The sequence below is a fragment of the Pseudomonas sp. K2I15 genome (assembly GCF_002204795.1).
GTDB lineage: Bacteria > Pseudomonadota > Gammaproteobacteria > Pseudomonadales > Pseudomonadaceae > Aquipseudomonas.
In genome coordinates this window covers 86,604-99,932 of the sequence record NZ_NIXO01000020.1, presented here as the reverse complement: position 1 = coordinate 99,932, position 13,329 = coordinate 86,604, and the positions used below count along the sequence as shown (strand labels likewise).

General features: G+C 61.0%; 10 protein-coding genes. 3 read left to right on the top strand and 7 right to left on the bottom strand.

Features of this window, described 5'->3' with window-relative positions; translation table 11 throughout:
- Nucleotides 1-359: 359 nt before the first annotated feature.
- The 3 genes from betT to mgrA all read left to right on the top strand — a co-directional run bounded on the left by betT (nt 360) and on the right by mgrA (nt 5,066).
- Nucleotides 360-2,321: a choline transporter BetT gene (gene betT / locus CEC48_RS14530; protein ID WP_218192532.1), complete on the top strand. Its 1,962-nt coding sequence runs from the start codon at nt 360-362 to the stop codon at nt 2,319-2,321.
- Between the two features lie 269 nt (nt 2,322-2,590).
- The gene (locus CEC48_RS14525) at nt 2,591-3,919 is read left to right on the top strand and encodes an OprD family outer membrane porin (protein ID WP_088424399.1); all 1,329 of its coding nucleotides are present in this window, start codon (nt 2,591-2,593) and stop codon (nt 3,917-3,919) included.
- A 109-nt stretch (nt 3,920-4,028) separates the two neighbouring features.
- Complete coding sequence (gene mgrA / locus CEC48_RS14520) at nt 4,029-5,066, top strand: L-glyceraldehyde 3-phosphate reductase (RefSeq protein ID WP_088424398.1); 1,038 nt, start codon at nt 4,029-4,031, stop codon at nt 5,064-5,066.
- Between the two features lie 55 nt (nt 5,067-5,121).
- Here the strand turns inward: mgrA and tauD are convergent, their stop codons facing one another.
- From tauD to CEC48_RS14485, 7 genes are all read right to left on the bottom strand, one after another.
- On the bottom strand, nt 5,122-5,958 hold the full coding sequence (tauD, locus tag CEC48_RS14515) for a taurine dioxygenase (protein ID WP_088424397.1): 837 nt from the start codon (nt 5,956-5,958) through the stop codon (nt 5,122-5,124).
- 22 nt (nt 5,959-5,980) lie between these two features.
- On the bottom strand, nt 5,981-6,811 hold the full coding sequence (gene tauC / locus CEC48_RS14510) for a taurine ABC transporter permease TauC (RefSeq protein WP_088424396.1): 831 nt from the start codon (nt 6,809-6,811) through the stop codon (nt 5,981-5,983).
- Nucleotides 6,808-7,587, bottom strand: a complete 780-nt coding sequence (tauB, locus tag CEC48_RS14505) for a taurine ABC transporter ATP-binding subunit (protein WP_088424395.1) — start codon at nt 7,585-7,587, stop codon at nt 6,808-6,810. The genes tauC and tauB overlap by 4 nt, the downstream gene beginning before the upstream one ends.
- A gap of 18 nt (nt 7,588-7,605) precedes the next feature.
- Nucleotides 7,606-8,583, bottom strand: a complete 978-nt coding sequence (gene tauA / locus CEC48_RS14500; RefSeq protein WP_088424394.1) for a taurine ABC transporter substrate-binding protein — start codon at nt 8,581-8,583, stop codon at nt 7,606-7,608.
- A gap of 209 nt (nt 8,584-8,792) precedes the next feature.
- Nucleotides 8,793-10,376 (bottom strand): glutamate--cysteine ligase, encoded by a 1,584-nt coding sequence (gshA, locus tag CEC48_RS14495; protein WP_088424393.1) that lies wholly within the window; start codon nt 10,374-10,376, stop codon nt 8,793-8,795.
- Nucleotides 10,377-10,590: 214 nt separating this feature from the next.
- On the bottom strand, nt 10,591-10,974 hold the full coding sequence (locus tag CEC48_RS14490) for a PaaI family thioesterase (RefSeq protein ID WP_008435797.1): 384 nt from the start codon (nt 10,972-10,974) through the stop codon (nt 10,591-10,593).
- On the bottom strand, nt 10,974-13,298 hold the full coding sequence (locus tag CEC48_RS14485; protein ID WP_088424392.1) for a Tex family protein: 2,325 nt from the start codon (nt 13,296-13,298) through the stop codon (nt 10,974-10,976). Before CEC48_RS14485 ends, CEC48_RS14490 begins: the two co-directional genes overlap by 1 nt.
- Nucleotides 13,299-13,329: the final 31 nt, after the last annotated feature.

Here is a 13,329-nt window from a genome sequence, read left to right as displayed (position 1 = left end):
GTCAATATTTCTGGCGACTGACACACCGCATTCGCGAGCAAGCCCGCTCCCACATTTTGACTGTATTCCAAATTCGAGCCGTATTTCGCTCGGCAATCGCTGAACGTTTCTCCCTCCCCGCACGTCATACCTTTCCTTGAGCTAGTGTAGGAAACACCTACCACTCGGCCCTGCGATTAGTCCTCAAACCCCTATCCATGTTTAACTTGACTGTTCGTTCAAGTTAAATCGGTGGTTCGCTGCCCGCTCACAACAGGAGGCTTACCTTTGCTGAGTCCGTTTTTTACAGCCACATCCCACACCCTTGAGGTGCGCCCTTCATGAGTGCATCGTCCACACCTTCCAGCGGTCAGGTCCGCATGAATCCGCCGGTGTTTTACTTCGCCGCGAGCTTCATCCTGCTGTTTGGCCTGACCGTCATCGCTATCCCCGAACAAGCCGGCGCCTGGCTGCTGGCGGCACAAAACTGGGCGGCCAATACGGTCGGCTGGTACTACATGCTGGCGATGACCCTGTATCTGGTCTTCGTGGTGGTCACCGCGTTATCGGGCTACGGCAAGATCAAACTCGGTGCCGACCACGACGAGCCCGAATTCAGTTACCTGTCCTGGGCTGGCATGCTGTTCGCCGCCGGGATCAGCATCACGCTGTTCTTCTTCTGCGTTTCCGAGCCGCTGACGCACCTGGTGCAGCCGCCCCAGGGCGAGGCTTTGAACGGTGATGCTGCGCGTCAGGCCATGCAGATCCTGTTTCTGCACTGGGGCCTGCATGGCTGGGGCGTGTTCGCCTTCGTCGGCATGGCCCTGGCGTACTTCGCCTACCGGCATAACCTGCCTCTGGCGTTGCGCTCGGCGCTGTACCCGCTGATCGGCAAGCGCATCAACGGCCCCATCGGGTATGCGGTGGATGGCTTCGGCATCATCGCCACGGTGTTCGGCCTTGGTGCCGACATGGGCTTTGGCGTGTTGCACCTCAACTCCGGGCTGGACTACCTGTTCGGCGTGGCCCACACCCAGTGGATCCAGGTCGGCCTCATCACCTTGATGATGGGCGCGGCGATCCTGGTGGCCGTCTCCGGCGTCGACAAGGGCGTGCGGGTGATGTCCGACATCAACATGCTGCTGGCCTGTGCGCTGCTGCTGTTCGTGTTGTTTGCCGGGCCCACCCAGCACTTGCTCAACACCCTGATCCAGAACATCGGCGACTACCTCGGCGCCTTGCCGACCAAGAGTTTCGACCTCTACGCCTACGACAAACCCAGCGACTGGCTGGGTGGTTGGACCGTGTTTTATTGGGCCTGGTGGATCGCATGGTCGCCGTTCGTGGGCCTGTTTATCGCACGTATTTCCCGCGGCCGTACCATCCGTGAATTCGTCTTTGGCGTGCTGTTGATCCCGCTCGGCTTCACCCTGGCGTGGATGTCGATCTTCGGCAACAGCGCCATCGACCAGGTGCTCAACCACGGCCTCACGGCGCTCGGCCAGTCGGCCATCGATGATCCTTCGATGAGCCTCTACCTGCTGCTGGAAACCTACCCGTGGAGCAAGACGGTCATCGCGGTCACGGTGTTTATCAGCTTCGTGTTCTTCGTTACGTCTGCCGACTCCGGCACCGTGGTGCTCTCGACCTTGTCGGCCAAAGGCGGCAACGCCGATGAAGACGGGCCGAAGTGGCTACGGGTGTTCTGGGGCGCGATGACGGCGTTGGTGACCAGCGCGCTGCTGTTTGCCGGCAGCATCGACTCGCTCAAATCCGCCGTGGTGCTGACCTCGCTGCCGTTCTCGATGATTTTGCTGCTGATGATGTGGGGGCTGCACAAGGCGTTCTACCTTGAGTCGCAGAAGCAGATCGCGCAGCTGCATTCCCTCGCGCCGGTGTCGGGCTCACGCAAGGGCACAGGCGGTTGGCGCCAGCGCTTGAGCCAGGCGGTGCATTTCCCGTCACGGGATGAGGTGTACCGTTTCCTTGAGACCACGGTGCGCCCGGCCATTGAAGAAGTGACGGCGGTATTCGTCGAGAAGGGCCTGAACGTGGTCGCCCAGCCGGACCCGGCCAACGACAGCGTCAGCCTGGAGATCGGCCACGGCGAACAGCATCCGTTCGTGTACCAGGTGCAGATGCGTGGCTATTTCACCCCGTCATTTGCACGGGGCGGCATGGGCTCCAAGCAGCTCAACAACCGCCGCTACTACCGCGCGGAAGTGCACTTGAGTGAGGGCAGCCAGGACTACGACCTGGTGGGCTACACCAAGGAGCAGATCATCAACGACATCCTCGACCAGTACGAACGGCACATGCAGTTCCTGCACCTGGTTCGCTAAACGGCTCAGGCCCTGTTCAATACCTCGAACAGGGCCTTTTTCGCTCCTTGTCTCTCCTGCGAACCCATCCGCCATTGGCGAGCTGAAGTGCTCGCCAACGCCCGCTAACCCCCGTGCTTGAGGGGTTTCTTAAACTTAATTTCATCCGGGTAAAGGGTGTTTTGACTCCGAACTGTCACATGGCCATCGCCTAATTGTGTGAAGCGTTTGACGCTTTCATTTCAGAACAGTGACGGAGACCGGTACCAATGAAGACGTTATTAAGCCCCATGGTGGGTGCCGCCATGGCGAGCTTTATGCTGTCCGCCCACGCCGATTTTATCGATGACAGCCACGCCGATGTGACCCTGCTGAACCGCTACCTCAATCAGCAGGGGCGCGATGTGGTGAACAGCAATGCCAAGGCCCACAGCATTCGTGATTGGGGCCAGGGTTTCGAGTTCAACTTCAAGTCTGGCTACACCGATGGCCCGGTGGGCTTTGGCCTGGACTTGCAGGCGTTCTACGGTTTGAAACTGGATTCCGGCGGCGACCTGGGCGACAAGGATCACCAGGGTCGCTACCCCGGCAGCATGTTCCCGCTGGATGACGGCAAGTCCGCCGACCAGTTCGGCGTGCTCAGCCCGACCTTCAAGATGCGCTTCGCCCAGGATGAATTGCGCGTTGGTACGCTGTACGGCAACAACCCGGTCCTGGCCAACACCGACGGCCGCCTGTACCAGCAGACCAACACCGGCGTGCAACTGGTTTCCAAGGACTTGACCGACTTCACCTTTACCGCCGGTGACATCCTCAAGACCAAGATCCGCAACGAAACCGGCGACCAGGGCATGATCACCGCCGGCGGCACCAAAGAGAGCGATCGCTTCCTCTACGGCGGCGCGGACTACAAGGGTTTGCCGGACACCACCGTCAGCCTGTGGTATTCGAACCTCGAGGATTACTACCAGCAGTTCTTCCTCGGTGCCAAGCGCCATGACGCCTTGCCTGTTGGCGCGATCGACACCGACGTGCGCCTGTACCGCAGCCTGGGCGTGGGTGAAAACGCCTCCGGTGACAAAGACTATTCCGCCGCCGGCCTGTACGGCGACGGCACCTCCAAGGGCCGCATCAACCAGTCCACCGTCAGCCTGCTGGAAAGCTACAGCCTGGATGGCCATACCGTCGGCCTGGGCATCCAGAAAAACAGCGGCGACAGCGACTTTCCGTATTTGGATTCCGGCCTGAACAGCGGTGCCAGCAACCAGGGACCGGGCTCAGGCGCCGACACCCCGGCACTCACCAACATGCAACTGAACAAGTTCCAGCACGCCGGCGAGCGTACGTGGCTGGCGCAGTACAAATATGACTTCGGCAAGCTCGGTCTCAATGGCCTGACGTTCGCCACTTCCTACGCACACGGTGATGACATCCGCACAACGCAGGGCACTACCAGCGAATGGGAACGTAACATCACCCTGGCCTACCAGGTACCGACCGGCACCCTCAAAGGCCTCGGCGTAACATGGCGAAATGCCCACGCCAGCCCGGACATTACCGGTGCCACTGTGCAAGATGAAAACCGCCTCTATGTGAGCTACATCGTTCCACTCTGGTAGGACTTTGCTGTAAAAGGGAAAGGCAGACTTAAGCGATTCAGCTGCTTAAAAGGCCCGGGAATATGCTTATTCCCGGGCCTTATTTGCCCCAAGTCCAAGAGAGGATTCGATGACTTACATTGCTGCCGAAAACCGCTATGAATCTATTCCTTATCGCCGCGTAGGTCGCAGCGGATTAGTGCTGCCGGCACTCTCCCTGGGGCTGTGGCACAACTTTGGCGACAGCACCCCGATCGACACCCAGCGCGCCCTGCTGCGCACCGCGTTCGACCTGGGTATCAACCACTTCGACCTGGCCAACAACTATGGCCCTCCGTACGGCAGCGCCGAGATCAACTTCGGCCGTTTGCTGCGCGAAGATTTCAAGCATTACCGCGATGAACTGATCATCTCCAGCAAGGCCGGCTGGGACATGTGGCCAGGCCCTTACGGCCAGGGCGGCGGTTCGCGCAAGTACGTACTGGCGAGCCTCGACCAAAGCCTGCAACGCCTGGGCGTCGACTACGTGGATATCTTCTATTCCCACCGTTTTGATGCCGACACCCCACTGGAAGAAACCGCCAGCGCGCTGGCCACCGCCGTGCAACAGGGCAAGGCGTTGTACATCGGCATTTCGTCCTATTCCGGCGTGAAAACCCGGGAGATTGCCGCGCTGCTTCAAGAGTGGAAAGTCCCGTTGCTGATCCACCAGCCGGCCTACAACCTGCTCAATCGCTGGGTGGAAAAAGACCTGCTGGACACCACCGAAGAACTCGGTGCCGGGGTGATTGCGTTCACGCCATTGGCGCAGGGTTTGCTGACCGACAAATACCTCAACGGCGTACCGGCTGATGCACGGGTGAACCGCCCGGGTGGTGGTTCGTTGCAGGCCAAGCATTTGTCCGAGGCCAACATCGCCCACGCACGTGCGCTGAATGAAATTGCCAAGCGTCGTGGCCAGAGCCTGGCGCAGATGGCGTTGGCGTGGACGTTGCGTGATCCGCGGGTCACCAGTGCCCTGATCGGTGCGAGCCGGCCGGAGCAGATCATTGAAAACGTCGGGGCGTTGCAGAATTTGAGCTTCAGTGCGCAGGAACTGGCGGAGATTGACGGGTTTGCCCGTGAAGGCGGGATTAACTTGTGGGAAAAGCCGTCTACGGCTGAGTAAACACCAACAAATGTGGGAGCGGGCTTGCTCCCACATTTGATCTGTGGCGGTCTTTCTAAAACGGCACATCCCCCAAAATCGTCGCCCGATGCATCACCCGCCGTTGCGGCCGGTAATCATCCACCGCGTAATGCTGGGTCACACGGTTATCCCAAAACGCCACGTCATTTTCCTGCCAGCGCCATCGAATGGTGAATTCCGGCCGGGTGGCATGGGCAAACAACAGTTTCAACACCGCCTCGCTTTCCGCCGGTTCCAGTTCGTTGATCTTGCTGGTGAACCCATCACTGACGAACAGCGACTTACGCCCACTCACCGGATGCGTACGAATCACCGGATGGGACAGTGGCGGGTTCTTGCGCCGGGCTTCTTCCCAGCGTACCAAGTCTTCCGGCGTGTTGCCGTAACGCTCCAGGGGAAATGAGCGCGTGAAGTCATGGGTCGCCGTCAAACCCTCCAACAATTTTTTAAACGGCTCCGACAACGCCTCATACGCCGCAATCCCGCTGGCCCACAACGTATCGCCGCCGAACTCCGGCAACAGCTTGGCGCTGAGTACCGCGCCGAGGGCTGGCGTTGGCAGGAAGGTCACGTCGGTATGCCAGATGGCGTTGTCGCGCACGTCGGTCACGGCGGTGTCGAGGATCAGCACTTCAGGCTGTTCCGGCACGTTGGGGTAGATCGGGTGAATGTGCAGGTCGCCGAAATTCGCCGCGAACCGCGCCTGTTGCTGCGGGTTGATCGGCTGGTTGCGGAAGAACAACACCGAATGCTTGAGCAGCGCCTGTTCGATGGCGTCGCGGTGTTCGATGTTCAGCGGTTGGGTAATGTCGACGCCACTGATCTGGGCGCCAAGGGCGGTGCTGAGAGGCGTAACGGTCAGGCTGGTCATACAGTTCTCGTCGAAGAGGTGCTTAGTGTGCCTGGCCATGCCAAGGCACCAATTTGCGCTGCAGGGCACGCAAGCCCATTTCCATGGCGAAGGCGATCAGCGCGATCACCAGAATCCCCAGTACCACCACGTCGGTGACCAGGAACTGCGCGGCGGACTGCACCATAAAGCCCAGGCCGCTGGTGGCGGCGATCAATTCTGCGGCCACCAGGGTCGACCAACCGACACCCAGGCCAATCCGCACGCCGGTGAGGATGTCGGGCAGGGCGCTCGGCAGGATCACATGGCGAATCAGCTGGGCACGGGTTGCGCCCAAGGACTGCGCGGCACGCAATTTGGCCGGGTCGACGGTGCGTACGCCGGTGGCGGTAGCGATGGCGATCGGTGCAAAAATCGCCAGGTAGATCAGCAGCACCTTGGACAGCTCGCCGATGCCGCACCAGATCACGATCAGCGGCAGGTATGCCAAGGGCGGAATCGGCCGGTAGAACTCGATCAGCGGATCGAGAATGCCCCGGGCGATGCGATTGGAGCCGATGGCAATGCCCACCGGCACGGCCGTCAGCACGGCAAAGCCCAGGCCCAGGCCGATACGCTTGAGGCTCGCGGCCAAGTGCTGCCACAGGGTGGAGTCCATGTAGCCGGTGGTCGCCAGCAGCCAACCTTTTTGCAGTACGGCCGAAGGCGGTGGCAGGAACAGCGGCTCGATCAGTCCGCTGGCGGTCACGGCCCACCAAATAGCGACCAGGGTGAGCAGGGTCAACACGCTGATCCAGCGGGTGCTCAGGCTGCGGCGCACCGGCACCACCGGGGTTTGCGCGGTACGGGTGGCCGGTAATTCGTAACTGCTCATGCGGACACCTGCCGTTGGGAGAACACCTTGCCCAGTACGTGTTCGCGGGTTTCGATAAAGCGCGGGTCGGACTTGATCGCCCGTGCCGACTCACCAGCGGCATAGCGCTGGCCGAAGTCCAGGCTCAGGCGCTCGACGATCTGCCCGGGGTTGGGCGCCAGCAGAATCAGATCCGTGGCGAGAAATACGGCTTCTTCAATGTCGTGGGTAATCAGGAAGACTGGTTTGGCCGTGCGCCGCCAGACTTGCAGCAACAGCTCCTGCATCTGTTCGCGGGTGAAGGCATCGAGGGCGCCGAAGGGTTCGTCCATCAGCAATACGCGTGGGTCGGCGGCCAACGCACGGGCCAGGCCCACGCGTTGCTTCTGGCCACCGGAGAGCTGCCAGATGCGGCGACTGTCGAAACCGGCGAGGTCCACCAGGGCGAGCATTTCCCGGGCGCGGATTTCGCGCTTGGCCTTGGGCACGCCCGCCAACTCCAGGCCGAAGCCGACGTTGGCCAGTACATCTTGCCAGGGCAGCAGGGCGTCGTCCTGGAACACCACGCCGCGTTCGGCGCTCGGTCCTTTCACCGGCACACCGTCGAGGGTGATGCGCCCGGCGCTGGGTTCGACAAAACCGGCAATCAGGTTCAACAGCGAGGTCTTGCCACTGCCGGAAGGGCCGAGGGCCACCAGCAATTGCTGGGGCCCAAGGCTCAGGGAAATATCTGCCAGTACTGGCTCCGGGCTGCCTGGGTACTGTGCGCTGATGCGCTCCAGTTGTAGCAAGGCCATCGCGGTTAACTCCTGGTATCAGTTAGTGATGAACTTCGGGCTGACGTACGGGGCGTAGTCCGGCAGTACGGCGTCGACCTTGCCTTGCTCCTTGAGGAACGCGGCGGTGTCGGTGACGGCCTTGGTGGTTGGTGCGCCGAGCAAGGTGACCTGGTCAGCCGCCAGCGGGTAGACGTTGCCTTGCAGCAGCAGCGGAATATCGCTGGCCTTGGCCCCGGAGAGCTTCACCAGTTTGTCGACATTGCCTTTGTCAGCCAGCCAGGCTTGTGGGTCTTTGCGGTAAGCGGCGTAGGCATCCAGGGTGACTTTGGCAAAAGCCGTGACGATTTCCGGGTGCTTCTCGGCAAAATCCTTACGCACGATCCAGGCATCGAACGTCGGTGCGCCAAACTTGGCCAGTTCGCCGGAGGTGATCAGCACCTTGCCGTTTTCCTTGGCTACACCCAGGGCTGGGTCCCACACGTAAGTGGCGTCGATATCACCACGCTTCCAGGCGGCGATGATGGCCGGCGGCGCGAGGTTCAGGATGGTCACTTTCGAAGGGTCGATGTTCCAGTGCTTCAACGCGGCCAGCAGGCTGTAGTGGCCGGTGGAAACGAACGGCACGGCGACTTTCTTGCCGATCAGGTCCTGCGGGCTGTTGATCCCGGAACCGTTGCGCGCCACCAGGGCTTCGGCGCCGCCGATCTGGGTGGCGATCAGGAAGGTTTCCACCGGGACCTTGCGGGTAACCGCAGCGGTCAGCGGGCTGGAACCAAGGTAGCCGATCTGCACGTCGCCGGAAGCGATGGCGGCGATGATGTCGGCCCCGTTGTCGAATTTGCGCCAGTCGATCTTGGCGTGGGTGGCTTTTTCGTATGCGCCGTCGGCCTGGGCGACTTTCGCCGGGTCCACGGTGGTCTGGTAAGCGATGGTGACGTCGGCGGCCTGGGCAAACAGGCTGGCACCGGCCAGGGACAACGCCGCCAAGAGGCGAAGGGGGAAGTGCAGTTTCAAGGGGGAAGTCCTCATCAGGCGGCCGGAGGTCGGCGTTTGAGAAGACTAAATGATCTAAGAATCCGAAAATAAATAACATTTTCGAATTAGCTTATGTAGGAGCGAGCTTGCTCGCGAAAAACGTCAACGGTAACGCGTGCTGTCTGGATGCACGCGTTGTTCTCAGGTTTTTCGCGAGCAAGCTCACTCCTACACCAGGTTGCGATTTGTTAGTTACTGATCGCCAGAATACTCGCCTGGTACGACCCGACAAACACGTCAAAATCGCCCACTTCGTTCTGTTCCAGTTCCGCCTGCTGCGCCAGCGAATTGCGCGCCAGCTCCTCAAAGCGTGCCTGTTCCTCAGCCTTTAACGGCTCGCTGCGGAAGTACTCGGCATGCACCTGGCTCTGATGCAGGGAGAACTGTGCAAAGCTCTCTTTACGCTCGCTCATCGCCGCCAACACCTGGGCTGACGGGGTCAGGGACGAATCCTTGACCTTCGCCAACTGGGCGTCCAGCGCCTGGCTGTGTTCAGTGATGCCCTGGCTCTGATCCAGCAGGGCTGCCAGCGGAGCAATCTGCTCCAGCAACTCGGCGGCCCATTCCTTCATGTCCACCGACTCGCCACGGCGCTGCAATTGCAGGCCCGGGCGACGACCTTCCTTGACCACACTGAGGAAGTTGGAGGTGGCGTTGCCGCACTCGTTGTTGGCGAACAGCGGGCTGTCATTCAGCGCGCAATACAGCAGGAACGCGTCGAGGAAGCGCGACTCTTGCAAGTCGATGCCCATCGGCAGGAACGGGTTGATGTCCAGGCAGCGCACTTCGATGTACTGAATGCCACGGGCCACCAGCGCCTGGATCGGCCGTTCGCCGGTGTAGGTCACACGCTTGGGACGGATGTTGGAGTAGTACTCGTTTTCGATCTGCAGGATGTTGGTGTTGAGCTGTACCCATTCACCGTCCTTATGGGTGCCGACTTCGACATACGGCGCGTAGGGCGTCGCCACCGCTTCGCGCAGGCTGTCGGTGTAGCTCGCCAGGTCGTTGTAGCACGGCGTCAGGCCGGCCTGGGCGTTGCTCTGGTAACCCAGGTCGCTCATGCGCAGGCTGGTGGCGTACGGCAGGTACAGGGTGTCGGCGTCCAGCACTTCGAGTTGGTGCGAGCGACCACGCAGGAAGCCCGCGTCCAGCGCTGGCGAGGCGCCGAACAGGTACATCAGCAGCCAGCTGTAACGGCGAAAGTTACGGATCAGCGCGATATAGGCCGTGGACTGGTAATCCCGGTCGGTGCCCACGAAGCCTTCGGCTTCCTTGAGCAGCGGCCATAGCGCTTCCGGCAGGGAAAAGTTGTAGTGGATCCCGGCGATGCACTGCATGGTCTTGCCGTAACGCAGGGCCAGACCCTTGCGATACACGTACTTGAGCTGTCCGATGTTGGAGGTGCCGTAGTAGGCAATCGGAATATCTTCCTCGGCCGGCAACGGGCACGGCATCGATGGACTCCACAGGTACTCGTTGCCGAGCTTGCTGTAGGCAAAACGATGGATCTTGTCGAGGCTGCTCAGGGTTTCTGCCGGGTCAGGCAGGGCCGGCGTGATGAACTCAAGCAGCGACTCGGAATAGTCGGTGGTGATTTGTTCGTGGGTCAGTGCAGCGCCCAACGCCTCGGGATGCGGCGTTTGTGCCAGTCGGCCCTCATCGGTGACGCGCAGGCATTCGCGCTCGATGCCGTGCAGGCATTGCTCGAGCAAAGAGAGGTGTTCGTGCTTGCCGAGCAAGGCCAGGCGGCGGTTGAGAAGTTCGCTCAAGTTGGATTCCTTCACGCGTCAGTCGCCCCAATATGGGGGTGGTCAGGACGGTCTACAAGGGTGAAGTGGAAACTGGCGTTATCGCCTGGTTTTTGAGCCGGATTGACCCACTCTGAAACAGCCGCCCTCGTCCCTGATTCTGGCCGTCGCGCACGAAGAAAAGTTCGGCGCAACTTTCGAAGCGCCGAAATTAACTCAAATCGATGACAGGGAGCTATAGGACAGCGAAGGTGCCTTGTGCTTTTGCGACCAGTTTTTCGTCCTGGTACACGTCAGCCTCGACCACCAACGTGCGCCGGCCGGGGTGAATCACCCGGGCCGTGCACAGCACATCGCCGTCGGAAACGGCGCGGATGTAGTTGATTTTGCATTCGATGGTCGCGCTCTGCTGGTCGAAACCATGGGAGCTGGAACAGGCCAGCCCCATGGCAATGTCCACCAGGCTGAAGATCGCCCCGCCATGGAGCTTGCCAGCGCGGTTGCGCAGTTGCGGTTCCAGGGTCATGGCCACCTCGGCAACACCGGTTTCCAGGCGTTGCAGGCGGCAGCCAATGAGTTCGCTGAAAGCGCTGTGGGTCAAACCGGCTGGCAGTTCCATTAACGTTTCTTCAGTTGTTTGGCGTTGGCGAACAGCGAAGCCATGGCGTTATTGGCCGGGGCTGGGGCTGCGGTTTCCTTGCGCGGTGCAGAACCTTGCGACTGGCGTGGCGCCGAGCCTGGGCGTGCGCCGCGGGCACCGTCGATTTTCTCGCCGGGGGTGTCGCTCATGCGCATCGACAGGCCGACGCGTTTGCGCGGGATGTCGATTTCCATGACCTTGACCTTGACCACGTCACCGGCTTTCACCGCTTCGCGGGGGTCCTTGATGAACTTCTCCGAAAGCGCAGAGATGTGCACCAAACCGTCCTGATGCACGCCGATATCCACAAACGCGCCGAAGTTGGTCACGTTGGTCACCACGCCTTCGAGGATCATGCCCAGTTGCAGGTCCTTGAGGTCTTCGACGCCTTCCTGGAACTCGGCGGTCTTGAACTCGGGGCGCGGGTCGCGGCCAGGTTTTTCCAGCTCTTGCAGGATATCGGTGATGGTCGGCACGCCGAAGGTTTCGTCGGTGTACTTTTTCGGGTCCAGGCGCTTGAGGAACGCGGCGTCGCCGATCAGCGAGCGGATGTCGCGGTCGGTTTCAGCGGCAATGCGTTGCACCAGCGGGTAGGCTTCCGGGTGAACAGCCGAGGAGTCCAGCGGGTTGTCGCCATTCATTACGCGTAGGAAGCCGGCGGCTTGTTCGAAGGTTTTTTCGCCAAGGCGTGCGACTTTTTTCAGCGCTGCACGGGTCTTGAACGCACCGTTTTCGTCGCGGTGGGTCACGATGTTCTGCGCCAGGGTGGCGTTGAGGCCGGAGATCCGGGCCAGCAGCGCGACCGAGGCGGTGTTCACGTCAACGCCGACCTTGTTCACGCAGTCTTCAACGACCGCATCCAGGCCGCGCGCCAGTTTCAACTGCGACACGTCATGCTGGTACTGGCCGACACCGATGGATTTCGGATCGATCTTCACCAGTTCGGCCAGTGGATCCTGCAGGCGGCGAGCAATGGACACGGCGCCACGGATCGACACGTCGAGGTCCGGGAATTCCTTGGAAGCCAGTTCAGACGCGGAGTACACCGAAGCGCCAGCCTCGGAGACCATCACCTTGGTCATCTGCATGCCTGGGTATTTTTTGATCAGCTCAGCCGCCAGCTTGTCGGTTTCACGGCTGGCGGTGCCGTTGCCGATGGCGATCAGGTCTACCGAGTGCTTGGCGCACAGGGCCGCCAGGATCGCGATGGTCTGGTCCCATTTGTTGTGCGGCACGTGCGGGTAAACCGTGGCGTGGTCGAGCATCTTGCCGGTGGCGTCGACCACGGCAACCTTGCAGCCGGTACGCAGGCCCGGGTCGAGGCCCAGGGTAGCGCGTGGGCCGGCCGGTGCGGCCAGCAGCAGGTCGTGCAGGTTATGCGCGAAAACGCTGATGGCTTCGGTTTCGGCGCCGTCGCGCAGTTCGCCCAGCAGGTCGGTTTCGAGGTGGGTGTAGAGCTTGACCTTCCAGGTCCAGCGCACGACTTCACTGAGCCACTTGTCCGCAGGACGATTCTGATTCTGGATGCCGAATTGTTGACCGATCATGCCTTCGCACGGGTGCATGGTGCCCGGCAGCTCGTCGCCGACCTTCAGCGCGGAGCTCAGAATACCTTCGTTGCGACCACGGAAAATCGCGAGTGCGCGGTGGGACGGCATGCTTTTCAGCGGCTCGTCGTGCTCGAAGTAATCGCGGAACTTGGCGCCTTCCTCTTCCTTGCCGGCGATTACACGGGCACTCAGAGTGGCTTCCTGTTTCAGGTAGCTGCGCAGTTTTTCCAACAGGTTGGCGTTTTCGGCGAAGCGCTCCATGAGGATGTACTTGGCGCCTTCGAGGGCCGCCTTGACGTCGGCGACGCCTTTTTCGGCATCGACAAAGCGTGCAGCTTCGCTTTCCGGGGTCAGGGACGGGTCGTTGAACAGGCCGTCGGCCAGCTCGCCGAGGCCGGCTTCCAGGGCGATCTGGCCCTTGGTGCGGCGCTTCTGCTTGTACGGCAGGTACAAGTCTTCGAGGCGGGTCTTGGTGTCGGCGAGCTTGATGTCGCGTTCCAATTGCGGGGTCAGCTTGCCTTGCTCTTCGATGCTGGCGAGGATGCTGATACGCCGTTCGTCGAGTTCTCGCAGGTAGCGCAGGCGCTCTTCCAGATGCCGCAACTGGATATCATCGAGGCTGCCGGTGACTTCTTTACGGTAACGGGCGATGAAGGGCACCGTGGAGCCTTCATCCAGTAGAGCGACGGCCGCTTCGACCTGTTGTGGGCGTACACCGAGTTCCTCGGCGATGCGGCTGTTGATGCTGTCCATAAAACCACCTGAAATTCTGAAAGCAGGCTCG

Excerpts from the sequence above, each read along its gene's own strand:
- CEC48_RS14490 (WP_008435797.1), bottom strand. The coding sequence starts at position 10,974 with ATGGAACTGCCAGCCGGTTTGACCCACAGCGCTTTCAGCGAACTCATT.
- mgrA (WP_088424398.1), top strand. The coding sequence starts at position 4,029 with ATGACTTACATTGCTGCCGAAAACCGCTATGAATCTATTCCTTATCGC.
- betT (WP_218192532.1), top strand. The coding sequence starts at position 360 with ATGAATCCGCCGGTGTTTTACTTCGCCGCGAGCTTCATCCTGCTGTTT.
- tauB (WP_088424395.1), bottom strand. The coding sequence starts at position 7,587 with ATGGCCTTGCTACAACTGGAGCGCATCAGCGCACAGTACCCAGGCAGC.
- CEC48_RS14485 (WP_088424392.1), bottom strand. The coding sequence starts at position 13,298 with ATGGACAGCATCAACAGCCGCATCGCCGAGGAACTCGGTGTACGCCCA.
- CEC48_RS14525 (WP_088424399.1), top strand. The coding sequence starts at position 2,591 with ATGGTGGGTGCCGCCATGGCGAGCTTTATGCTGTCCGCCCACGCCGAT.
- tauC (WP_088424396.1), bottom strand. The coding sequence starts at position 6,811 with ATGAGCAGTTACGAATTACCGGCCACCCGTACCGCGCAAACCCCGGTG.
- tauD (WP_088424397.1), bottom strand. The coding sequence starts at position 5,958 with ATGACCAGCCTGACCGTTACGCCTCTCAGCACCGCCCTTGGCGCCCAG.